Genomic DNA, 23,887 nt, shown 5'->3' with positions numbered 1-23,887 from the left:
CTGAGCTATACTCAATTTTTTTGACCTTTTAATCCTGTGTTTGTCAGAGGTGAAACCTGATGCCATAAGACCGACCTGCTAAGTAAGATAGAAACTTTGTACTCACAAGTCTACTAGATAACATCTTCGCTCCTCAAACGATATCTGTGATTATATAAATGTGCCAAATTATCTGTATTTTTAACTACCAAATTAGATGCGCTTACCCTGGCATCAGTCCCAGGGCAAATTTTGAGCCACTCTAGTTTGGGATCAGTAAATATTACTTTAATTCTACTTTAATGTCTGAACCTTTGTCACGTAAGCTTAACGGTTCACAAATGTTGGAAAGAAGCAAATTAGATATCAATCTAATCTACAGATGATCACCTCCGCGATCCCCGCTAATGTCTATCATTTGAATCGCAAAAATTCGCGACTTCAAGCAACTTCGGCGTTCTCGAATCAGCCAAACCACAGCCCCAATTCGCATCAAGATTAAAAACCTAGTGTCTGAGTTACACAAGCACACATATCACTACTTAGTCACTCAATACAAATTCCTCTTTCTCCCGACTGGGGAAACTCAGCAAAGGGTAAAAAATGCCAGCGTCAGCTTGCGACTCAAACAGCCTGACCGATGATAAATTTAAGTTTCTCTCGTTTTAAGCAAACCTTGAAACATCCAGCCTTCTAAGGGGGAAATGTTGTAATAGAGTTGACAGCAAAATAGACTTATAAAAAGTGTTTTCAATGCGATCGCGTTAATTAAAAATGAGGAACCAACAAACGTTGGGTTGCCCCCATTGCTGCCATATTATACGTAAATATCTAAGCGGATCGTTGAATATTTTATGGAAAGCTTTGAGCAATGTATCCAGAGCTGGCAAAATTTCCTCTTTTCACATTGTGCCATACACCGTAAATTCCAGTCCTCTAGATTTACCGCGTTAACTGTATCTGCTAGAATTGATAGGGTTCTGTCGCGCAGCTTTTATGATTGACGAGGAAAAACAGCAAGATCAAGATCCTAACTCAACTGGGGAAACCACCCCAGAGGGTTCGCCAATGGCAAGCGAAAATCCGGCGGCATCAGGAAACTCGAACGAATCGGCGGATTGGGAGCTCGAACTTGCTCGAGCTTATCAAAGCGCTCAGGGCGATCGCACCCCAGCAAACGCATCGGGGCCTACCGTCACCGGCAGTTCAACCAACAGTCCGACTGCAGACGCGGCGGAGCCTTGGAAGAAGGAGCTGGCCCAGGCAAACGATGAAAAAGAGGCTTTAAAAACTCAGTTGCAAGCCGCATCCGCTCAAATAGAAGAGCTGAAAAATCAAAATCTCCGCCTAGCCGCAGATTTTGAGAACTTCCGCAGGCGCACCCAAAAGGAAAAAGAAGAGCTAGATTTACAGGCAAGGTGTCTCACCATCAAACCCCTGTTGCCGGTAATTGATAATTTCGAGCGCGCTCGATCGCACATCAAGCCGCAAACCGATGGCGAAATGAACATTCACAAAAGCTACCAAAGCGTTTACAAGCAAATGGTAGACGGCCTCAAGCAAATCGGGGTTTCTCCGATGCGCCCCGAAGGCGAACAGTTTGACCCCAACCTCCACGAGGCTCTGCTGAGTGAGCCAACTGACGAACACGAGGAAGGAACAATTATCCAAGAACTAGAACGCGGCTACATTCTGGGTGATCGCGTCTTGCGGCACGCCAAAGTGAAAGTTGCAGCGGCTGGGCTATCTGTGGTAGCCTCAGATGAAAATCCCGATAGTTCAGAAGGTTAATCGGGATACAAGCTACTGCATTCCTCAAAGTCACTGACCCCCGAATAGAATTCGGGGGTTCCAAGGTGGCAGACTCACCAACTTCTTAATTAAAGATGACTAAAAGCAGGTCAGCGCTTGAGCCAAAAATTCTGAAAAATGTTTTTATCAGTCTTTGATATTGCTTTAGGACATCAAGTTTATTTCCTACAAATCTAGTCTGGGAATGCTTGTTTAAACAAGCTGAGTCGTTTTTCCTCTCCCAACCTGTAGTTGGAGATTTCCAAACATCCCACAAAGTTTTATGAGGCGCTATGGGAAAAATTATTGGAATTGACTTAGGCACAACTAACAGTTGCGTAGCTGTGTTAGAGGGCGGTAAACCCGTCGTGATCGCCAATTCCGAGGGCGGCCGCACAACTCCGAGTATAGTAGGATTCGGCAAGGCGGGCGATCGCTTAGTAGGTCAACTAGCCAAGCGGCAAGCTGTAACTAATGCTGTAAATACTGTCTACAGCATCAAACGATTTATCGGGCGGCGGTGGGACGACACGGAAGAAGAACGATCGCGAACTCCCTATACCTGCATAAAAGGCAAAGACGACACCGTTAACGTCCAAATTCGGAACAAGGTTCACACTCCCCAAGAAATCTCGGCAATGGTACTCCAAAAGCTCAAGCAAGATGCTGAAGCTTATTTGGGACAAACTGTTACCCAAGCCGTGATTACAGTGCCAGCCTACTTCACAGACGCCCAACGGCAAGCTACTAAAGACGCCGGTACGATCGCCGGCCTAGAAGTCCTGCGGATCGTCAACGAACCGACGGCAGCAGCCCTTTCCTACGGGCTGGACAAGCAAAATATAGAACAGAAAATCTTGGTCTTTGACCTAGGCGGCGGTACTTTTGACGTTTCGATCCTGCAACTGGGAGACGGAATTTTTGAAGTCAACGCTACCTCCGGTAACAACCATCTCGGAGGAGATGACTTTGACGACTGCATAGTCCAGTGGCTGGTAGAAGCTTTCCGCACTCAAGAAGGCAGTGACCTTTCACAAGACAAAATGGCCTTGCAGCGCCTCCGAGAAGCTGCCGAAAAAGCCAAAATCGAACTCTCCAACCGCGAATCCACCTCAATCAATTTGCCCTTCATCTCCTCTGACGAGAAAGGGCCGAAGCATTTGGAAATGGAACTCTCCAAAGCTCAGTTTGAAAAACTGGTGGCTCATTTGGTGCAAGCGACGATCGATCCGGTGACTCAAGCCCTCAAAGACGCAAGTTTGACCCCCAAAGACATAGACAGGATTATTTTAGTGGGAGGGTCAACCCGAATTCCGGCAGTTCAAAAGGCAATTAGCAAGTATTTTGGGGGCGTTTCTCCCGATAAATCCGTCAATCCCGACGAAGCTGTAGCGGTAGGCGCGGCAATTCAAGCCGGGGTGTTGGGCGGTGAAGTCAAAGACTTGCTGCTGCTCGATGTGACGCCACTCTCCCTGGGGCTCGAAACCTTGGGCGGGGTGTTTACCAAAGTAATCGAGCGCAATACAACTATTCCCACCAGCCGATCGCAAATGTACAGCACGGCGGCAGACGGGCAAACCTCGGTAGAAATTCACGTACTCCAAGGCGAGCGGGCATTGGTTAAAGACAATAAAAGTCTAGGCAAGTTCCTGCTCAAAGGCATTCCGCCAGCCCCCCGTGGCGTACCTCAAATCGAAGTTACCTTTGAAATCGATGCCAACGGGATTCTCAAAGTCGCTGCTGAAGACAAGGGAACCGGAAAAGAACAAAGCATCCAAATTTCCAATACAGGGGGATTGAGCGAAACCGAAGTCGAGCGGATGCGACAAGAAGCCGAACTTTACGCCGACGAGGACATCAAGCGCGCTCTACTCGTCGAACTCAAAAATCAAGCTGACTCCCTCGTCTATAATTGTGGTGTAACTTTAAAAACCAACACGCAACTGCTGAGTGACGAGCTCAAGGCCGAAGCGGAAACAGCCGCAGCAGCCTTGCGGGCAGCGATGACTAACCCCGACATCACAGTCGAGGAACTCACGCCCGCAATCGAATCTTTCAAGCAACTGCTATACTCGCTGGGGACAGCAGTCTACGACCAAGCCCGCAGCGGGGTAGCCCCGTCAGGAGCTGTTGTTGAAAGCGAGATGATGTCAGAAGTAGAATCATCAGAACCAGAAGAGGTTAAAGCGGACGACGACAGCATTTTGCTGAAAGAAGAGCTGCTGGTGGCGCCGGAACCAAAGCCGGAACCAAAGCCGGAACCAAAGCCGGAACCAAAGCCGGAATCAAAGCTGGAATCAAAGCCGGAATCAAAGCCGGAGCGACAGTCAAAACGACAGTCAAATCCACAGCCAGGTCCACAGTCAAATCCACAGCCAAGTCCACAGTCAAATCCACAGTCAAAACAAAAACAGAAGGTTCCCGAACCAGAAGTTGATGATATGAATCCTTTCCTTTAAAACTGAAAAGCTAAAAATTAAAAGTTAAAAATTAACAATGAGAATTTTTGATTTTTAATCTGTAATTTCAGGAAAGGTCGCCCGTTTCTTTTTCGTACACTTTTTGTTATTTACCTCCAGGCAAGCAGCTCTATGGCCGGTGATTACTATGAAATATTAGGCGTTTCTCGCAGCGCAGACAAAGAAGAAATTAAGCGTGCTTACCGCCGCCTAGCTCGCAAGTACCATCCAGATGTCAACAAAGAATCCGGTGCCGAGGAGCGGTTTAAAGAAATTAACCGCGCCTACGAGGTACTCTCAGAACCAGAAACCCGCGCCCGTTTCGACCGTTTCGGCGAAGCAGGGGTCAGCGGTGCAGGCGCACCTGGGTTCCAAGACTTTGGTGACAGCTTTGCCGATATTTTTGAAAGCTTCTTTCAGGGTTTTCAGGGAGGTGTCGGCCAACAACAGCAAGGTCGCAGGCGCAGCGGGCCGGTGCGCGGAGACGATTTGCGCCTGGATTTGCGGCTGGACTTTCGGGAAGCAGTGTTTGGTGGCGAAAAAGAACTTCGCATCAAGCATCTAGAAACCTGCGAAACTTGCACCGGGACTGGCGCGAAACCGGGAACCAGACCCCAAACTTGCTCGACTTGTACCGGCAGCGGTCAAGTCCGACGCGCTACCCGCACTCCTTTCGGCAGCTTTACTCAAGTTTCTGTTTGCCCCACTTGCAACGGCACCGGGCAAGTGATTGAGGATAAGTGCGAAACTTGTGGGGGCCGAGGCCAGAAAGAAGTGATGAAAAAGCTGAAAATCACAATTCCGGCTGGGGTTGACAACGGTACTCGCTTGCGCGTTTCCAATGAAGGGGATGCCGGCAAACTGGGCGGGCCGCCCGGGGATCTTTACGTGTTCTTGGCGGTGAATGAAGACCCGCTATTTAAGCGCGACGGCACTAACGTTAGCTCGGAAGTTAAAATTAGTTATTTGCAAGCAATTTTGGGGTGCCGGTTGGAAGTGGAAACCGTAGACGGGCCGACGGAATTGTTAATTCCTACGGGAACTCAGGCAAATACTGTTTTGACTTTGGAGAAAAAAGGGGTGCCTCGGTTGGGAAATCCAGTCAGTCGTGGCGATCATTTGATTACGGTGTCTATTGACATTCCGACTAAGGTGACGGCTGAGGAACGGGAGTTGCTGATGCAGCTTGCTAAGCTGAAGGGCGATCGTACCGGTAAAGGCGGTATAGAAGGGTTTCTGGGCAATTTGTTTCAGAAATAAGCAATTTTTGACACCAATTGGTGTCAAATTTTCCTGTTTGAGGATTCCCCGGCAATTTGTTTTAGTACCTGTCAAAAAATTGTGTGCAATTGCTCACAAAAATGGCAGGTGGGACGGTTCCGGGACATGGGGTTTCAGTAGCGGTCAAAAAAATGTGCGCAATTGCGCACATTTTTTCCAGAAAAAATAATCTGTGTCCAATTGGAAACAAAATTTTAGATTCTCCAGTTTCCAGGCAACTTGTTTAAAAAACTAAGGCTTTCAGGATTTGAGATTGCAAAAAACATTATGAATTCAACATCCACAATTGAAAATCCCAAATCCCCAGATGCCAAAATCGATCTGCGTGGTACTCCGTGTCCTCTGAATTTTGTCCGCACTAAACTGCGCTTGGAGCAAATGGCACCGGGTGCTGTTTTGGAGGTGTGGCTGGATGCTGGGGAGCCGATCGAACAAGTACCCGATAGTCTCAAAATGGAAGGCTACCAGATTCTCGAAACGCAATTTGTCGCTGATGAGCCGGAGTCGGGCTTTTTTTCAATGAAAGTACAGCGCCCCGAACATAAGGAAGCAGGATGAGCCTGAATTCGCCCTCGATCGTGGGTACTGTAATTGCTGTTCAGGCTAACTTCTACCAAGTGAGGTTAGATCCCGAAGTCTCCATTGACGGGAAAAATGCCCCCCTTGCTGATTCTCTAATTCTCCTGTGCACTCGCCGCACTCGACTGAAAAAAATTGGTCAACAGGTGATGGTGGGCGATCGCGTGGTGGTAGACGAACCGGACTGGACTGACCGCCGGGGTGCAATTTCTGAAGTCTTCCCGCGCCAAACAGAACTCAACCGCCCGCCTGTAGCTAATGCCGATCGCATTCTCCTTGTTTTTGCCCTCGCTGAACCCGACTTAGACCCGGCCTCATTAACTCGGTTTTTAGTCAAGGCCGAATCTACAGGTTTAGAGGTAAGTTTGTGCCTGAACAAATGCGATTTGGTCACCCCCGATGAGTTGGAACAGTGGCGCGATCGGCTGTCAGGCTGGGGCTACGAACCAATGTTTATTAGCGTCCGTAGCGGCTTAGGAGTCCAGGAAGCTGCCGCTAATTTTCAAAATGAAGTTTCTGTAGAAAAAGTAGCTTCCCAACCTTTATCGGACAAAATAGATAATTCCCTCTTGCCTTCTGAGGATAAACCCCTGCTGGCAAATTCGGTCTATCCATTACATCCGTTAAATCCTGTACAAAGTCCGTTGCCGAACTTGCTTCAGGGTCACATCCAAGGGAAAATAACGATAATTTGCGGCCCTTCTGGGGTCGGCAAGTCCAGCTTGATCAACCAACTGATTCCGGCCTTGAATCTGCGAGTGAACGCTGTTTCCGGCAAACTCGGCCGCGGGCGCCACACGACTCGCCACGTAGAATTATTTGAACTCCCCGGCGGTGGACTCTTGGCAGATACTCCGGGGTTCAATCAACCAGCTCTAGAATGCGATCCGTCCGAGTTAGCTGAATATTTCCCAGAAGCGCGCCAGAGGCTGGCTTTGGGTAGCTGCCAGTTTAGCGACTGTTCGCACCGAAGTGAGCCTAACTGTGTGGTGCGGGGCGATTGGGAGCGCTATGAGTATTACTTGCAGTTTCTCGAAGAGGCGATCGTCCGCCAGCAACAAGAGCAAAACTCTAGTAGTGCCGAGGCGAGTTTGAAGCAGCAAACTAAGTCGGATGGTACGCAGCAATACGAACCGAAGCTGCAAACTAAAAAGTATCGGCGCTCTTCCCGCCGCCTTCAACATCAGTCGCTGCAAGATAGGTGTCAAGACGACTTAGAAGAGGTTTGAGGAAATAGTCGATCGCGATCGGTCTATCGGCCCCGGAACACAGTACATTAATAGCTAAAATTAAATGGCCTTAAATTTGTTAAAAAAAGTACAACAGAAGCAAAGCTAAGCCGGTTATGCAGGAGTAAAAATACTGTGAATATTCAAGAACTGTTTCAAAAAGGCGGCCCCGCCATGTGGCCCCTGTTGGTGTTATCGATTCTATCTTTGAGTACAATTATCGAGCGCTTGTGGTTTTGGGCGAGCCTCCTGAGCAAAGAAAAGCAGATAGTTAACCGTATTCTGGAAGCGGCTCGCAGCGATTGGGGGGCGGCTAACGAGATTGCCAGACAAGCTAATCGACAGCCGATCGGGCGATTTCTTTCTGCACCACTGCGACTGTACAATCCCGAACCCGATTTATTTCGACTCGCACTCGAAGCCGCAGCCGATGAAGAGCTGGCTTCGATGCGTCGCGGCGACAAAATATTAGAAGCTACGATCGCTCTAGCCCCTTTGCTGGGCTTGCTGGGAACAGTTTTGGGCTTGATTAACTCGCTCAGCTCTATCCGTCTGGGCGACATCGGCACGTCGGCAACAACGGGCGTAACTTTGGGGATTAGCGAGGCGCTGATCACGACTGCTACAGGGATGGTAGTAGCAATTTTTACCTTGGCGTTTTATCGGATATTTCAAGCTTTTTTGTTCAACCAGGCAAAAATATTTCGCAAAGCTGGAAATGAACTGGAATTGCTTTACAGGCAATACTGGCCGGCAGCTAATGCTAAGGGTCGATCGCCCGGTGTAGAACACAGCAATTCTTCCTTTGGTTCCGATGGTTTGAACAGGCGTTCTCTCAATTCTCAAGAATCGGGAGAACGGAACCGGGAGCCGAAATTGAAAGGTTCCGATCCGGCTGAAGATTCACCTTCTAATAATTAGAACTAAGGAGAACTGATGAAGATTCACTTAGATACTCCTGCTGAAGAGGCTCGGATAGAACTGGTGCCTTTAATTGACGTGATATTTTGCATTCTGACCTTTTTTCTCCTGGCGGCTTTGCAACTGACTCGCCAGCAAGCCATTAATGTCGATTTGCCTAAAGCGAAGACTGGACAAACGCAGATGCGAGAGATGCTGATTGTCAGCATTGACGATTTCGGGCAAACTTATATCGATCAATTGCCTGTTAATTACCAACAGCTCGATCGAGTGTTAAAGAGTTTCCAAAGCACAAATCCTACGGGGTTGATGGTGCTGTACGCTCCTCAAAATGCTAGATATGCTAAAGTTGTCGAGGTTTTAGACAAATTGAGAGAGGTAGGGGGCGATCGAGTTGCCCTGGCAACTCTTCCTAGCTCGGCTTCCTCCCCATTGCCCAATCCCTCGCTTCCCAATTCTGGGATTCCTGCAACACCTGCGATCGGCAATTCCGGTCAACCCCTGCAGTCTCCTGTGCCTCCAGGGCAGCAACAGTTCAATCCTAATCAGTTTCAATCTCCTCTCCCCGCTCCAGGGCAGCAGCAGTTCAATCCCAATCAGTTTCAATCCCCTCTCCCCGCTCCAGGGCAGCCTAGCAACTTTGGGGCAAATCAGGGCATTCCTCCTGTTTCGCCTGCACCCGCTGCTCCCAATTTCCGACCCGGAGCGGCCACTCCACCCCAGGATGGCGGGCCCTCGAATTAGTTAGAAGGAATAAGGAAGAAGGGAGAACAGAGAAAAAGAAATTCTCCCTTCTCCCCATCTTCCGCTATCGAGCTCTCCTCATCTCCCCCTCTCCCCTGGCGGAGAGAAGCTCCACCCGATTTGGTATAAAGCGCTTCAATTCTTTTGGTTCGTACTGAGCCTTTTTTCTCTTGACAAGTAGATACACTTGTATATGCCTGCAGAAGGAACTTTTGCAGGGATTTCGCCATCTCTCTCACTAAGTTATTTCCTGGGACAGATGGTAATTTTGTCAAATGATTGTTACCTTTTGTAATATACACTCAAGCCAGATGGGCTATCGGGCATCCCGAAACCAACGGTTGATCGCTGAAACAATTTACAAATCTGGTTAATCCAGGTGTTCACTTTTAAGTCACCTTTACTTACAGAGGAGTCAAAGTCATGAGCCAACCAGCAGAATTGTCTTTGGAACAGCAATTTAGCCTGTGTTCCTTCAAAACACAGGTAAGTGACATGAGTCGCGAACAAGCTCAGGAGTTTTTGGTCAAGCTTTACGAGCAAATGATGCTGCGGGAAACCATGTACCGCCATTTTCTGAAACACCACTGGGGTTTAGAACCTAACCCAGGCCTTGAGTAGGAAAGAGTCGCAGTCGGCGACCTCCGTCTCTTACTCTCTTCCCTCAGGCGGAAAGGAGTTGGGGGTGATGGGGCGTCACTCGAAGGCAGAAGGTAGAAGGCCTCTGTACAGACTTGAGGAAAATTTGACAGTTTCTTTGTGAATTTCACTCTATTTGGGGAGTCGAGCTAAGCAGTTTGGCGATCGACACTACAGAGAGTGCAAAGATAATTTATCGCGCCTCGATGCAAAAATTGGATAACTCTTAATAAGAAGTGTTAATTTTTTAATCCCTTAAAATTTTTAACAAATTCAATATATTTGTTTTTAGTTGCAGCGGATGAGGTTTGACAGCAATGGGGCTAGTCGGACATCTGAGCGCGACCTCCGACTAGCAAAACCTTCAATTTTCACATCAAACCCTCGAACTGGCAAATGTTTACTCTAGAAAGAGTTATTCCCCCTGACGTTCGAGAGTCGCTTCCATCGTACTCGTCAGGTAATGACCAGACATGATGCCACTAGATTGGTAGTATCGGTTATCATCAACGCGGTGAAGGGTATCAAAACCCGTCCGTCGCTGGCGTTCGTCTCCCAATACCCAATAACGCTGGACGATCGACTGGGGAGCAATCCAACCTTCGCCCTCGACGCGGGCGAGTTCGCTGTGTTGGAGTACAAAAGTATACTGCCGTTCATCGCTGTTGAGGTGTCCTCGGTACTGCAAAATAATCTCTTCGCGATCGCCTCCAGGAAATACGAGCTTTGTCACCATACTGAACCAATCTGTTCGGTTCCAGCTCACTAAAGTTTTGCCTTTAACCGTAATTGGCACGCCATTGCGCTCAATCCAGCTTCCTTCGAGCGTCCATTGGCCAGATTCCATTAAAAACGTGTGAGCCACAGTGCTGTTCCTATGCTTTTGCTGCTGGCTACAATGCTGGTGCAACAACGCACAGCCGTTGTCCCTCAGACTCTATGCTATCACGCCCAACTGTGCCAACAAGAGTTAATTTCCCCTAAAAGTACCGGTACCCGGGCACCAGTAACTTGAGGCAGATTACCGGGAATGCCCCGAACCCGCCATGCGGCTAAAACCGCAAAAGCGATCGCCTCTTTAAAATCTACATTCAAGCCTGCCTCAGAAGTAGTCAACACTTGCACTGGATGCAATTGAGATTGCAATCGGCGTTTTAAGTAGAGATTGTGGCTGCCACCCCCGCATAGTAAGACTCGATCGGGCATAGCCGGTAAAAATGTTTGGTAACTGTGAACGATCGAGGCAACAGTCAGTTCTGTCAGAGTAGCCAGCACGTCAGCAGGACTGAGGTTGTAACCTTGGGCCTCGATCAAACACCTGTCAAAATAGTCTACACCAAATAACTCTCTACCCGTTGATTTCGGCGGTGCTTGCCGGAAGAACTCTGATGCGAGCCAATCCTCGACTAAAGCTTGACAGGGAGTGCCCGATGCCGCCCAAGCTCCACCTTCATCGATCGTCTTAGTGCCGCCTGAGAAGTGCTGTACTGCCAAATCTAACAGGGAATTCGCCGGGCCTGTATCCCACCCCGATATGCCATCCCCAAGACTGAAAATCTCAGACTCGTCATTGTTTCCCCCTTTTCCTCTTGCCGGAAGATAGGTTACATTGCCAATTCCCCCCAGATTTTGGATGCAGAGGCTGATGTTGGGTTCCGCCAGCAGGCAGGCATCAACTATTGACACTAAGGGTGCTCCTTGACCCCCTGCTGCAATGTCTGCTGAGCGAAAGTTACTCACAGTAGTAATTCCTGTCAATTCCGCAATTAGCGCGCCCCGCCCGAGTTGCAAGCTGTAGCCCATTAACGCATCGGCGCTGTCTGTGTGGGCTTTCCCAGCAGGTCGGTGGTAGACGGTTTGACCGTGAGAGCCGATTAACTCCGCTTTATCATATTCTGCTTGTATTGTCAAGGCAGCCGTGGCAAATTCTTGGGCGATGGCATCATCTAATTGGGCTAGTTCAGCCATTGACAAAGCTGAGCCACTGCAAACCGAGAGAATTTGCGATCGCAAATTAGCAGGATAAGGGAAAGTCTTGCCGGCCACCAATTGCACTTTCAAGTCTGTTTGGGAACCGACCACATCCACCAAAGCAGCATCAATGCCATCCACCGACGTGCCGCTGATCAAACCGATAACGCGGGTCATTCAATTTTAGATTTTAGATTTTAGATTTTAGATTTTCCGGGGGTGCCCGACTTATTTGAGGTCGATCGTTACGATCACCACAGTAATATTATCGCGTCCACCTTTATCCTTCGCTGCTTGAATTAAAGCATTTGCAGCGCCCTCGCAGGCGCGAATCGACTTCAGAGGCGAAGCTATCAAAGGATCGGAAAGTTCTTCAGTCAAGCCATCGCTGCAGAGCAGCAAGCGATCCCCAGGTTGCACGTCCACCGGCAAAATATCTATCTCCCGCAAATCATCGCGGCCCAAACACTGGGACAAAACGTGACGCCAAGGATGACTGCGAGCCTGGTCAGGAGTTAGGGCCTTTCTTTTCACAGCCTGAGCCACCCAAGTCTGGTCTTCAGTAATCTGCTCCAAGCGAGAGCCGTGCAGCCGATACAAGCGAGAGTCCCCGATATTAGCGCACCACGGTCGGCCCTCATCCCTAAACATCAGAACCACAGCAGTAGTCCCCATATCAGCACGCTCGGGGTGGTCGAGTTGATCCGTCAAAATTGCTTGATTGGCAATTAAAAAAGCCTTTTCCAACAACAGCGGAGAATCCTCAGGCCCTTCCCAATGTTCGTGCAAATAAGATTGAATCGCCTCAGTCGCAATCCGGCTGGCTTCTTGACCTCCGGCGTGTCCTCCCATTCCATCGGCCACTATGAAAAATCGCCCGTCAGAGTCTATGTAGTAAGAATCCTGATTTACGGAACGAACTAGCCCTGTGTCTGTCTTACCTGCGAAAGAGCGTTTCATAGATTGGGTGATTGGACTCATCGAACTTGAAAGCTTGATTTAAGTGGTGCCATGTTTTCTTCCAAAACTTAAATCCCGAACGGGACTTGAAATTTCTGCCGCCCGCGATCGCGAGTTTTGGAAAAATTGCACTACCTTGACCTCATATTGTAGATCGTAGGATGGTAATCCCATCTTAAAATTTCGGTAAATCCAGTAAATTAAGCAGCACCTGCAAAAAAAAAACAGGATTTTTACCAAAAATCAGAGGTTTAGCTGGGGGAGAAATATAGGAAGCAACGCGGTTTTTAGCGTCAAAGCGTGTAAGTGCGGTAAATTTTAGCAATCCGTTGTCAGCCAGCCAAAACTTAACATTCGATGTCAAATTTTGGCTGGCGAGAAATCTCAAACCTGAAATTTCAAATCGCAAATTGCACAATTATGACATCCTGTCTAAACGATCAATCCGCTTGAACAAACGCAGCATAGCAAACCCTGCACCCGCCGCCAGCGCGGCAACAGCGACAGCCGGCCAGACTTGATTGCTGACAAACAAAATTGTCGCCGACAAAGTAAAAGCACTCATCAGCAAAGCATAATTCGTGCCCATTTGAGCGCTGCTCATGCGGCGCAGCAAGCGCTCTGTTTCTGCCGAACGGACGCGAATCCGCAAATCTCCCTGTTCGAGTTTGTCAATAGTCTCCTCAATCCGGCGGGGCAAACCCAAAGCACTCGAACTCACCTGAGCTGCCTGACGGCCGATTTCGTTAAAAATGCTGCTACTTGTATCATGGCCATTTCCATTAGTCATAAGCTGCATGGCAAAAGGTTGTGCCACCTCCATAAAGTTGAACTCGGGATCTAAGCCTCGACCCACCCCTTCGATGGTGGAAAAAGCTCGCATTACAAAAGTAAAAGTAGCTGGGAAGCGGAAAGGTTGGTTGTAGGCAATATCGTAAAGGTCGTCGGTAATCGCGCTCACAGACTGATTTTCAAAAGGCTTGTCCATGAAGTTATCCAGCATATACTGGATCGATCGGCGCACCGGACTCATATCACCCGTAGGCACCAAAGCTCCCAAATTGATCAGAGAATCCATAATCCGCTGTCCATCCTTGGAAGCAATGCCGTAGAGCGTCTCCATCAGTCCTTCGCGGACGTTCGACTGGATTTGCCCCATCATGCCAAAATCGTAGAAAATCAGACAACCGTCAGCACTAACAGCAATGTTGCCGGGGTGTGGGTCAGCGTGGAAAAAGCCGTCGTTGAGCAACTGCCGCAAATAAGCTTTTGCGCCCAACTGAGCGATTAATTTACGATCGATACCGGCCGCTTCCAAAGCTTCGTAGTGGCTGATTTTAATCCCTGGCAGGTATTCCAAAGTCAGCACTCGCGGAGCCGCGTACCGCCAATAAACCCTCGGCACCCGCACCCAGTCACAGTTGCTAAAATTGCGACGAAAAGTATCAGCATTGCGGCCTTCATGGAGATAGTCAATTTCCAGCCACAGAATGCGACAGCATTCCTCATAAATCCCCATCCAATCTCGGCCGCGGCCCCACTTAGGATGGTTTTGAAAGTAACGGGCAATTCCCTTAAGAATTTGCAAATCGATCTCGAACAGCTTCCGCAGTCCAGGTCGCTGCACCTTGACAACCACTTCCGGGCCCGAATGGAGTTGAGCTTTGTGTACCTGACCCAGACTGGCAGCAGCCAGGGGCACTGGATCAAAGCTGCGGTAGAGTTTTTGAACTGTCTTGCCCAAATCTTGCTCAACAATTACCTCTAACTGCTCGTAGCTGAAAGCAGGCACTTTATCTTGCAGCTTAGAAAGTTCCTCCACAAACTCTGCTGGGAACAAATCGGCGCGGGTAGAAAATAACTGCCCCACTTTAATGAAAGTTGGCCCCAAATCCAAGAGTGTTTCTCGAACCCAGATAGCTTGAAAGCGGCGTCTGGCAACTTTCTTTTCTTCAGTCACGCCTCCCCAGTAGCTCCAATTTTTGCTGTCGAGCCACAGCGAAGCCAGCCAGAGCAAAACAAAGGCCCAAATGTCGAAGAAGCGCCGCTTCCGGGAGTATTTTTCGCGATTCCAGCGATAAGCTTTACTTTTGTAGGATTTACTAGCAGTTTTTTGCTCATCGGCTTCGCCAGTGTGCTTGGGGGAGCGCTGGCGATTAACAGAGTCATCAAGGAGAGCAGACACTTGGGTTCCCAACTTGCTTATTTTATGTTGTTGCTTTGATTGAAAGTAGGAGCGCAGGAGCGCAAAGCAATGCGCTCACGTAGTAAATAATATTTGTGGTCGAATCGATCGCTACGGCAAACTGCTGCGGTAACGCTGCAATTCCGATCGCACCAGAGCCACTTCGGCGCGCAGCTCGTCAATAGTCGCTTGCAAATCTGCAGGATGGATGTCTTGAATAGTGGTGGTGCTTGCAGTGCCAGTTCTGGTGTGCATCGCCTCATCCGAAGCTCGATTTGCCCGTTCCACAACTCGATCCGTGAACTGTCGCAGGCGTTCTCTTTGTTCTGCGTCAAATTTGCCGAGTTCAGAGAAAGCGTTGGTTGCCGCGCTTTCTAATTGCTCGTACAGGGCTTCGGCAAGTGCTCTGCCTACAAAAAAAGCATGAACTGGGGGTTTACTCATAAAAAATCTCTGTGCGCTTCCGCAACAAATTATAACTTGCTTGTCCCCGATGATGCTTGCTCCCAAAGGAAGGAAGTTTGGGGGAATTGACACTCCCACCCCGAGTGTCGCAGATGGGATTCTTGAGATTTAGAACAGTCTAACGCGCCACGGCCTAGCCCAAAAGCGTCGCTTACACTGACTCAAATTCGAGGTTGGGGTTGCTTTGTACCAAAATGTTTGCAGCTTGGCAGCAGTAATACAAGACTTAACAGAACCTCAGCGCCGCGCACATATTCTAACATAATTTAAATCAAAATAGGAAACAGTCCTGCATTTTTTTGCGGGCATTTGGATTGCAGAGGGAATAGGAAATATTCGATAAACTCAGACGCCGACTGTTGGGATTTTCAGATTCGACGGAAGTTTTTGGAAGATAGTCGTTGGCTAGGTAGGGCCTTATTATCTCAACTACTGAGCGGATATTTGCTGACTTAGAAAACCAAGTATTTGTCCGCACTTTTAACCAACAAAAACCATACTAATTTGTCGCAGGTTCGGGAAAAGGCATCGTGGGATCGGCTACAGGAGGTGGTGAATCAGGTGCGATCGAACTATCTGAATTGTTGCCACTGGGACTTGGTATCGCAGGCTCAGGCGATCGCTCGATCGGCGAGGCTATTACTGGCGACGGGGATTCCGACGGCGGCAGGGTTTCAGCGCTAGCACTCCCAGGGGCAGGCGGGGCGGGTGCGGCGGGCGGTTTTGGCGGCAGGGGCGCAACTTCCGGTACTGGTGCGGCTTCTGGTTGGGGATCTGGCTCGATTTCGGTTTGAGGCTCTGGAATGGGGGACTCAGAAGGCTCCTCCGCGGGTTCGGGCGTCGGGGATGGCTCCGGTTCCGCTTCGGGCTCTGGGGCGGGAGTTTCCTGGCTTGGAGCCTCAGAAGGTTCGGCGCTAGTTTCTGAGGGCTCGTCGATCTGTTCAGGAATGTTGCTGGTATCTAAGGGGGGTTTGGGACGCTTGTTGAGTTCGATCGGGTAGAGAGGGCTGCTTTCGACAGATGGCTGCCCGAACATTGGCCCTGACAAATCGCGGGATTTGAGCAAATCTTCCAGAGATGGGAAGGACTCACTTTTGGGCCGATTACTGAGAGTCGTGCTGTTGTAGTGCGATGCTAGGTCAAAACCCATCCAGCCTGCAATTGCAGCCGTTACCACAAACGCCACAAAAGTCAACTGTGGCGGGGGAGGTGCGGGCAATTTTAGACTTTGCTTGCCTTTTCTTTTTACTGATACTCGCTCTGTTTCTTGCAGCATGGTGAGCCAATTTTCCACTGTTTGAGGGCGGTTGTGGGGGTCGATTTCGAGTCCCTGAAGGATGGCTCGCTCGATTCCTGGGCTGAGGTTGGGCTGAAATTGCCGTAACTCAGTCAAGGGAATGCGATCGCGCAGGGGTGCTGCTACGGGCGCCACGCCGGAGAGTAAGTAGTAGAGGGTGGCTGCGATCGCATAGATGTCAGTGGCCGGTGTACATTTACCGTCATAGAGGTATTGTTCGATCGGCGCGTACCCGGGGGAGAGCAAGTTAGTGTGGGTTTGTTTGGTGCCGGCGGTAAAGCCGCGGGCAATTCCGAAATCTATTAACATTACTACGTGAGAATCGGCTCGCCGGATAATATTTTCTGGCTTGATATCTCCGTGCAGCAATCCGCTGTGGTGAACTGTACTTACGGCTGAGGCTATCTGCCGAATATAGTGCAGGGCCTGGGCTTCTGGCAGCGGCTGATCGGTTTCGACTATTTGGGCGAGAGTTTGCCCCGGAATGTAGTCCATTGCGACAAAAGACTGTCCGGCTTCTTCAAAAAAGTCGATTACTCTGACTATGTTGGAATGCTGACACTGCGACAGGCGTTGGGCTTCGGCAATAAACTGCTGCTGAAATTGGGCAGATTCGGGGTGTTGGCGCAGACTTTCGTTGAGGGTTTTGAGTACGACGGTTTGGTTTAAATGAGTGTGGATAGCTCGGTAAGTGATGCCGAACCCTCCTATGCCTAAAGTCGCGTTAATTTTGTATTTGCCCTGTTGCAGGACTGTTGCTGAGGCTAAGTTCATCTTCAGTTGATGCCGTTTCCCAAACTATGCTACCGCCTTTGGGTTATTTCGCAGAGTTAGGGGTGAGGTTTGATCGATCGGCGCCCTAGTTTGAGCTTTAGCTCTGCTATATCTTTAATCTTGGCATCCCCACGTCATTTTATCGAAAAAATGGGTCTAAAACCCCGTGCTTCTAGCACGGCTTTGGATTAAAGTAGAGATGGTTGAAATCCCCAAGGTGGGCGGTTGTGAAGCGACTTTTAGTCGGCACCCTCGAACCTGAAAGCTCTTTAAAAGCACAAAGAAGGGTAGCGAAAACCTTGTAAAACACAGCTAGAGAGTCAACGCATTCTCAATACCAGAAAATCCCTAATTCGGTTCAATCAATCCAGTAGGGCGGGGCACGCCCGAACTCTAGGTCGTATCCTAGTACGCTTTTGGAGATAGACCCTCTGGGGTTGCTGTAAGTCAGACTCGTCAATTGGTGTTTTTTCACGGTTGAAAGGTTTGAGAATTGCCTGCAAGGGATATGGTGCCTAAAGGTCAGTCGCTGAATTAAGAATCTCCGGACTTTAGGACGGAGAGTGTCAACTGTAGTAGGTATTGTGAAACTTAACCCTCCGGCTTTCCCATAATAAAAATCCCGCTCTTGTGGAACGGGAAAGCCATCAGGGTGCATCTATAATATCTGACTCTAACTTATGGGGGGTACAACCCCTCATTGCTTTAGCAAGTCTTTAAAATTAGTCGATTTTTGTAAAGATTTAGGTTTTATGTTGACTTATGATCAATCTTATGAGTTATAAGATTGCCGGATGGCGATCTTGAGCTTGGGGAATTGACACTCTCAGGTCTGATGTTGCTCCCAGAGTCACACCTTACAGACCTGATTACCTTTTTGGCTCAGATGAAGTTCAGGCGAGCGGCATAAAATAACAAAGAGGCATCGTATCGGGCTTAATCTTGAGGCTGCACATGGCTCAAACCTTGTAAATAAAAAGGCTGTAAGCATTCTCCCGACATTGGTAGCCCATAGCCATCAATGCTTCAATCGCTGTTCGCGTTACACAGCAAGGCCTGGAGGCAAGCTCAAGTTCTCCGAAGGGGGGAACTTGAGCTTAAGTTGTCACCAATGGGGTCTTCCTAGTAACGAGAAGCGATCGATTAGGAATTAGCAAATTAGTAATTACTTATTCTTTGGTTTGAAAATGTCTGTTAAACAATCACATTACGAGACTTTACTAGCAGAGTACAGCGAATCTTCTGCCGCGATCGCCCTGCTGAAAAAATATCGGGTTTACATGGAAATGATTCCGAGTATCCGCCGCGCCCATGAGAGTTTAATCACAATTCCTTTGCCAATTGCGCGCTTGCGGGACGGGGTTTCTTATGCCGGAAGCAGCGGCACTAGCATATCGCCCGGACAGGCAGTTTGTTTGCCCTGCGATTTGGCGATTTTGATGTGCGATCCTGAATGGAAAGTTAAAATTGGTGTGGAAATTTTGATTTTCATTCATCGTCCGGACGAAGAGTTTTCTGAGTTGCTCGGCCGCTGGCGGCAGTCTCAGGTTTGGCTGGATAAAGGTTACGAATGGGTGATGCCGTACCGCTACAGACATATTTACAGCGATGAAGCCGAGGCTGTTCATCCGCTATTTGTTTTGTTTGATGAAACGCCGGAACTGATTCAACGGGGTTTGATGGCGGCTGGTTTGCCGTTTGTGGTGGAAAGTTTCGAGTCTGGGAGTGAGGAAGTAGAGGAGGAAGAGTTTCTGGGTAGCGGGGAACTGGGAAGTATTGGTGAAGAGAGTTTTGATTTGTAGGGTGGGTGCGATCGCCTATAGCTATCCTATTACTTGAAGTAAACTAGATTTTTTTCAACGAACCGCAGAGGGAGCAGAGAAAGAGAAAAGAGAGAAATATTGATGTTTGCCAATAATCCCGAATCTGGCTGTTATATGCAGATATTCAAAGATATTTTGGGTGGGTAAAGGAATGTTTATGCTCCACAGGTGGATCATATTTCAAACAATCGAATTAATCGATCGCTTTGGCATTTGTGACCGGGCAAAAACACATACAATCTCCCGATGTCGTGGAGAGATAAAAATTTTAGACGCAAGTTAAAGCTCCCAGATCCACCTGTGGAGTAAATCTCAAATCTCAAATCGAATGATCCCTCTAGCTGGGCCACCAACGTTGGCTTTCATGCTGGTTGGGTAGCCTAATGTAAAGGTGTAGGTTGAGATTTTGCCCTCGAACATGATATCATCAGCGTGTTCTATTTGGTTTATTAATTTGAATAGAATTTACTAAATGAACCGCAGAGAGCGCAGAGTTCCCAGAGGGGAGAGAAAGAGGAAATTAGAAATTTATTTATATGAGTACAATTTTTTATTAAACCGGAGCTAGTGAAATGAGATTGTTAAAATTATGGCGTTTAGTTTTATTAGGTCTAGTTTTTGGGATGGCTGTAATTTTATCAAATTGCGGCACTCCTTCAAACACGGTTAGCAATAATTCTCCAACTCCGACAACTCCTGCTGCGGTTCCGGCTGGGGCTTTAGTCTACGGTGCTGGTGGGCCGCCGATCAATCTGGAACCGGGAAATATTACTGATGGCAATTCGGTGATTGTTATCGACCAAATTTACAATCGCTTGACTGATTTCCAACCGGGAACTGTGGAACTTGAGCCGAGTCTCGCTACTAAATGGTCAAGTTCTAAAGATGGTAAAACTTGGACTTTTAAGTTGCGTTCCGGGGTAAAGTTTCACGACGGTACGGATTTTGACGCGGAAGCTGTTAAGTTTAATGTGAATCGCTGGTGGGATGCTAAAAATCCTAACGGTTTTCGAGAAGCGGGGAAGAATTATCCAATTTGGAAAGATTTTTTTGGGGGGTTTAAGGGAGAAAAAGATTCTTTAGTAAAAGATGTGGCGGTTGTTGATAAGTTTACAATTAAATTTGTTTTGAATCGACCTTTTGCTGCTTTTCCCTCGGCGATAGGTTCCGCTTATTTCGGAATGGCGAGTCCGGCGGCGGTGAAAAAAGCGGGTGCTAAGTACGGCACTCCGGGGTCGCTGGCGGTGGGTACGGGACCTTTTGTGTTTCAGGAATGGCGATCGGGCGATCGCATTGTTTTGGAGAAAAATCCGAATTATTGGAAAACTGGCACGCCAAAAGTCAATCAATTGGTAATTCGTTTTGTTGATGATCCGGCGGCGAGACTCGCTCAGTTGCGAGCAGGACAACTTGATTTTACTGTGGATTTAACGCCGGATCAACTGAAAGAAGTTCAGGGAGATCCTAATTTAGAAGCTGTTGTGCGACCTTCTTTTAATGTCGGTTATTTAGGGTTAAATCCGAGTTACGAACCTTTGTCAAAACCCGAGGTCAGGCGGGCGATTGCCCAAACAATTAACAAGCCAGCAATAGTCCAAGCTTTCTGGGGAGAACTGGGAAAACATGATTCGGAATTTATCCCACCTGCGCTGAATTGGGCGGCGTCTGATAAATTTAAAGATTATGAATTTAACCCGCAGCAAGCTAAAGCAATGCTCGCGAAAGCCGGTTATCCGAACGGTTTTGATTTGGATTTGTGGTATATGCCCGTCAGCCGTCCCTATTTTCCCACGCCGAAGCCGATTGCTGAGGCTTTGGCGGCGGATTTGAGCGCGATCGGGATTCGGGTAAAATTGCTGACAAAGGATTGGTCTGCTTATTTAGCCGATCGGCTAAAACCTCCCGGCTTTCAAGCTTTTATGATGGGTTGGACTGGAGATTATGGCGACCCGGACAATTTTTATTATCCTCACTTCGGGCCTGGTTCGACGGCGGATTTGGGAAATTGGAAAAATCCGAAAGTTCTGGAACTTTTGGATCGGGGGAGGGCGAGTGGGGATAAAGCAGCTAGGGCGAAAATTTATGCGGAAGTTAGCGAGATTTTGCATGAGGAAGCTGTGCGTTTGCCGATCGTACATTCGCAGCCGCTTTTAGGGAAACGCAAGAATATTCAAGGTTGGATTCCGAGTCCTTTGGGATCGGAGTCTTTTGAGGAAGTGAGCAAAAATTGAGAAGTTAGAGACAGATAGAGTTTATGGGTAAGTCCTGTTTTAGATGAAAGTGAAGTCGGCAGCATTAATTTGACTCGCCGATATCGCGCTCAGAGATGCCAAGATTTCTCCTGTTGGCACAAACCGGATTACAGTTGCACTGTTACTGTGAGTAATTGCTAATTGAGAGAAGGTGATACCGCTAGCAAGTGTCAGCAAATCTTGGTCGTCTTCAAAATCTAAAATGGTATCCGTTGCGACATCAAGTCCTAAGAGGAATCGATCGCTCCCCAAACCTCCAATTAAACAATCATTTCCCAAGCTGCCAAATAGGGTATCATTTCCCTCACCGCCGTAGAGAGTATCATTCCCTTCACCGCCAAGGAGACTGTCAGAAGCGCGATCGCCAAATAAAACATCCTCACCGTTATTGCCAAGCAAAGTATCATTGCCCTTGCCACCGTAAAGGGTATCATCCCCATTGCTACCTTCGCGAAAATCATTACCTTGATGACCATACATCCCATCATTGCCATCAAGACCACTGAGGGTATCATTTCCCTGTTTACCGCTGATGGTATCGTTGCTGCGATCGCCTGGAAGGATATCGTCGCCATCAGTACCGATAATTGGAGAAGAGTTCTGCGTTGGTGTCGGTGTGACAGATGGCGTCGGTGTTGATGTCGGAGTTGGCGTTGGCGCGATCGAGGGCGTTGGTGTTGATGTCGGAGTTGGCGTTGGAGTGATTGAGGGCGTTGGTGTTGCCGTAGGAGTTGCTGTGAAAGTAGGTGTCGGCGTTGTTGTGGGAGTAGGCGTCGATATTAGTATCGGTGTTGGTTCTGGTGTTGGTGTCAGCGTTGGTGTGACTACCTCTGCGATCGTGCCGAGTTTAGCAATCCAAATATCTTGACCGCCTGCATTGGGACCTCCCAAAGCGCCGTTGGTTTGTCCCGTCAGGTAGACATTACCAGCGCTATCGAGTGCTAACTCTGAGGGAGAGTCAGAGTCAGCAGTCCCAAATTGCTTCAGCCACAACTGGTTGCCATTGCTGTCATACTTAGTTGCCCAAATATCTTTACCACCTGCATTTTGGCCTACCAAAGAGCCGTTGGTTGATCCCGTCAGGTAGAGATTGCCAGCGCTATCGAGTATTAACTCTGAATAGGAGTAATCGCTAGCAGTCCCGAATTGCTTTAGCCACAACTGGTTGCCATTGCTGTCATACTTGGCTTCCCAAATATATTGACCGCTTGCATTGGGACCCCCGAAAGCACCGTCGGTTTTTCCCGTGAGGTAGAGATTGCCAGCGCTATCGAGTACTAACTCTGAAGAGGAGTCATCGCTAGCAGTCCCGAATTTTTTCAGCCACAACTGGTTGCCATTGCTGTCATACTTGGCTGCCCAAAGATCTTGACCGCTTGCATTGGGGCTTCCCAAAGCGCCATTGGTTGTTCCCGTCAGGTAGACATTGCCAGCACTATCAACTGCTAAGTTTGAGGGGTAGCCTGAGAAGGAGTCAGAGTTGGTATTCGGAAATTGCTTCAACCACAACTGATTGCCATTGCTGTCGTACTTGGCTGCCCAGGTGCCACCATCCGGTGGATAGCCTTTTGAAAAGTTATAGTTTATGCCCGTCAGGTAGACATTGCCACTGCTGTCCACTTTTATGCCATTGGAGATGTCGTAGATGTCAGAATTGACACTCTTCAACCACAACTGGTTGCCGCTGTCGTCATACTTGGCTACCCAAGCGCTTTTGGGGCCTCCACCTGCACCGGAAGTTGTATAGCCACTTGTTCCTGAAATGTACACATTGCCGACACTATCCACAGCGAGGTCTGAGGGATTGTCATTAAAATCAGGGGTTGTGACGACGAACTGCTTGAGCCACAACTGGCTGCCGGTGTTGTCATACTTAGCTACCCAAGCGTCTGACTCGTTAAAGGGCGGCTGCGGTGAAGGGCTAGCAATGCTTCCCGTCAGGTAGACACTGCCAGCACTATTAACAGTCACTTCACTGGGATAGTTATTACTGCCACCTAACTGCTTGAGCCACAACTGACTGCCACTGCTGTCATATTTGGCTACCCAGGTATTTGTACTTCGATTGGTGCCCAAAAAGTCATCGGTATATCCTGTCAGATAGAGATTGCCTGCACTGTCAAGTGCTGCGCTGCTGAAGCGATCGTCACTGGGTGTGCCGAATTGTTTGAGCCACTCAAGGTTAGGCGCTAGTTTTCCAATAGTCAGTGTGGTTTCAGGGATTGTACCTGCAACGGCATCTGCGATCGCGCGTGCTGATATTGTTGAGGAAGGCATAATACACCTCACAAATTCATTTATGTCACAAAATGCGTATATTCCGGTTAAAGGTGCGATCGCTCGTTTTTATCTAGTGCTAGTGCGATCGCCTGCAAGATTCAGCCCAAATAAAATCAATTTTACAACAGCCTATGTCTGCGTAAGTATGTGCGCAAGTATGTCACTGTCGATCAAAATATCTTCTCTTTGGTTCCTCATACTTTACATAAATTTACTTTTCTATTTATATTTTTGTTCTCAAATCTCAAATCTCAAATC

General features: G+C 48.4%; 17 protein-coding genes. 10 read left to right on the top strand and 7 right to left on the bottom strand.

Annotated features, from left to right (window positions below; genetic code table 11):
* The first annotated feature begins 975 nt into the window (after window positions 1-975).
* The 8 genes from grpE to QUA70_RS16245 all read left to right on the top strand — a co-directional run bounded on the left by grpE (window position 976) and on the right by QUA70_RS16245 (window position 9,604).
* Window positions 976-1,770 carry a nucleotide exchange factor GrpE gene (grpE, locus tag QUA70_RS16280; protein WP_333332817.1) on the top strand — a complete coding sequence of 265 codons (795 nt, stop codon included), beginning with the start codon at window positions 976-978 and terminating at the stop codon, window positions 1,768-1,770.
* Window positions 1,771-2,063: 293 nt separating this feature from the next.
* Window positions 2,064-4,229, top strand: a complete 2,166-nt coding sequence (dnaK, locus tag QUA70_RS16275; RefSeq protein WP_333348352.1) for a molecular chaperone DnaK — start codon at window positions 2,064-2,066, stop codon at window positions 4,227-4,229.
* A 132-nt stretch (window positions 4,230-4,361) separates the two neighbouring features.
* Window positions 4,362-5,489 carry a molecular chaperone DnaJ gene (gene dnaJ, locus QUA70_RS16270; RefSeq protein WP_333332812.1) on the top strand — a complete coding sequence of 376 codons (1,128 nt, stop codon included), beginning with the start codon at window positions 4,362-4,364 and terminating at the stop codon, window positions 5,487-5,489.
* Between the two features lie 288 nt (window positions 5,490-5,777).
* On the top strand, window positions 5,778-6,068 hold the full coding sequence (locus tag QUA70_RS16265) for a sulfurtransferase TusA family protein (RefSeq protein WP_333332809.1): 291 nt from the start codon (window positions 5,778-5,780) through the stop codon (window positions 6,066-6,068).
* Window positions 6,065-7,318, top strand: a complete 1,254-nt coding sequence (rsgA, locus tag QUA70_RS16260; RefSeq protein WP_333332806.1) for a ribosome small subunit-dependent GTPase A — start codon at window positions 6,065-6,067, stop codon at window positions 7,316-7,318. The genes QUA70_RS16265 and rsgA overlap by 4 nt, the downstream gene beginning before the upstream one ends.
* Window positions 7,319-7,453: 135 nt before the next feature.
* Complete coding sequence (locus tag QUA70_RS16255; RefSeq protein WP_333332802.1) at window positions 7,454-8,239, top strand: MotA/TolQ/ExbB proton channel family protein; 786 nt, start codon at window positions 7,454-7,456, stop codon at window positions 8,237-8,239.
* Between the two features lie 15 nt (window positions 8,240-8,254).
* Window positions 8,255-8,983, top strand: a complete 729-nt coding sequence (locus QUA70_RS16250) for a biopolymer transporter ExbD (protein ID WP_333332799.1) — start codon at window positions 8,255-8,257, stop codon at window positions 8,981-8,983.
* Between the two features lie 423 nt (window positions 8,984-9,406).
* Window positions 9,407-9,604 carry an NblA/ycf18 family protein gene (locus QUA70_RS16245; RefSeq protein ID WP_106150106.1) on the top strand — a complete coding sequence of 66 codons (198 nt, stop codon included), beginning with the start codon at window positions 9,407-9,409 and terminating at the stop codon, window positions 9,602-9,604.
* Window positions 9,605-10,037: 433 nt separating this feature from the next.
* On the opposite strand, the gene QUA70_RS16240 is transcribed toward QUA70_RS16245, so the two are convergent.
* The 6 genes from QUA70_RS16240 to QUA70_RS16215 form a co-directional block, all read right to left on the bottom strand.
* Window positions 10,038-10,487: a hypothetical protein gene (locus tag QUA70_RS16240; RefSeq protein ID WP_242722026.1), complete on the bottom strand. Its 450-nt coding sequence runs from the start codon at window positions 10,485-10,487 to the stop codon at window positions 10,038-10,040.
* 80 nt (window positions 10,488-10,567) lie between these two features.
* Window positions 10,568-11,770, bottom strand: coding sequence for an anhydro-N-acetylmuramic acid kinase (locus QUA70_RS16235; RefSeq protein WP_333332796.1), 1,203 nt, complete (start codon window positions 11,768-11,770; stop codon window positions 10,568-10,570).
* 51 nt (window positions 11,771-11,821) lie between these two features.
* The gene (locus QUA70_RS16230) at window positions 11,822-12,553 is read right to left on the bottom strand and encodes a protein phosphatase 2C domain-containing protein (protein ID WP_333332793.1); all 732 of its coding nucleotides are present in this window, start codon (window positions 12,551-12,553) and stop codon (window positions 11,822-11,824) included.
* 418 nt (window positions 12,554-12,971) lie between these two features.
* On the bottom strand, window positions 12,972-14,738 hold the full coding sequence (locus QUA70_RS16225) for an AarF/ABC1/UbiB kinase family protein (protein ID WP_333348355.1): 1,767 nt from the start codon (window positions 14,736-14,738) through the stop codon (window positions 12,972-12,974).
* 111 nt (window positions 14,739-14,849) lie between these two features.
* Window positions 14,850-15,182: a DUF6825 family protein gene (locus QUA70_RS16220; protein ID WP_333348358.1), complete on the bottom strand. Its 333-nt coding sequence runs from the start codon at window positions 15,180-15,182 to the stop codon at window positions 14,850-14,852.
* Between the two features lie 520 nt (window positions 15,183-15,702).
* Entirely contained in the window at window positions 15,703-17,274 is a 1,572-nt protein-coding gene (locus QUA70_RS16215) for a serine/threonine-protein kinase (protein WP_333348362.1), read from the bottom strand.
* A 1,187-nt stretch (window positions 17,275-18,461) separates the two neighbouring features.
* On the opposite strand from QUA70_RS16215, the gene QUA70_RS16210 reads away from it, so the two are divergent.
* Both QUA70_RS16210 and QUA70_RS16205 read left to right on the top strand, forming a co-directional pair.
* Window positions 18,462-19,076: a hypothetical protein gene (locus QUA70_RS16210; protein WP_333332778.1), complete on the top strand. Its 615-nt coding sequence runs from the start codon at window positions 18,462-18,464 to the stop codon at window positions 19,074-19,076.
* Between the two features lie 593 nt (window positions 19,077-19,669).
* Window positions 19,670-21,328 (top strand): ABC transporter substrate-binding protein, encoded by a 1,659-nt coding sequence (locus QUA70_RS16205; protein ID WP_333348365.1) that lies wholly within the window; start codon window positions 19,670-19,672, stop codon window positions 21,326-21,328.
* Between the two features lie 39 nt (window positions 21,329-21,367).
* Here the strand turns inward: QUA70_RS16205 and QUA70_RS16200 are convergent, their stop codons facing one another.
* The gene (locus QUA70_RS16200; RefSeq protein ID WP_333348367.1) at window positions 21,368-23,626 is read right to left on the bottom strand and encodes an SBBP repeat-containing protein; all 2,259 of its coding nucleotides are present in this window, start codon (window positions 23,624-23,626) and stop codon (window positions 21,368-21,370) included.
* Between the last annotated feature and the right edge of the window lie 261 nt (window positions 23,627-23,887).

The organism is Microcoleus sp. LAD1_D5 (assembly GCF_036702115.1).
Lineage (GTDB): Bacteria > Cyanobacteriota > Cyanobacteriia > Cyanobacteriales > Microcoleaceae > Microcoleus.
The sequence above is the reverse complement of the archived record's forward strand: the minus strand, read 5'-3'. Positions and strand labels throughout refer to the sequence as shown.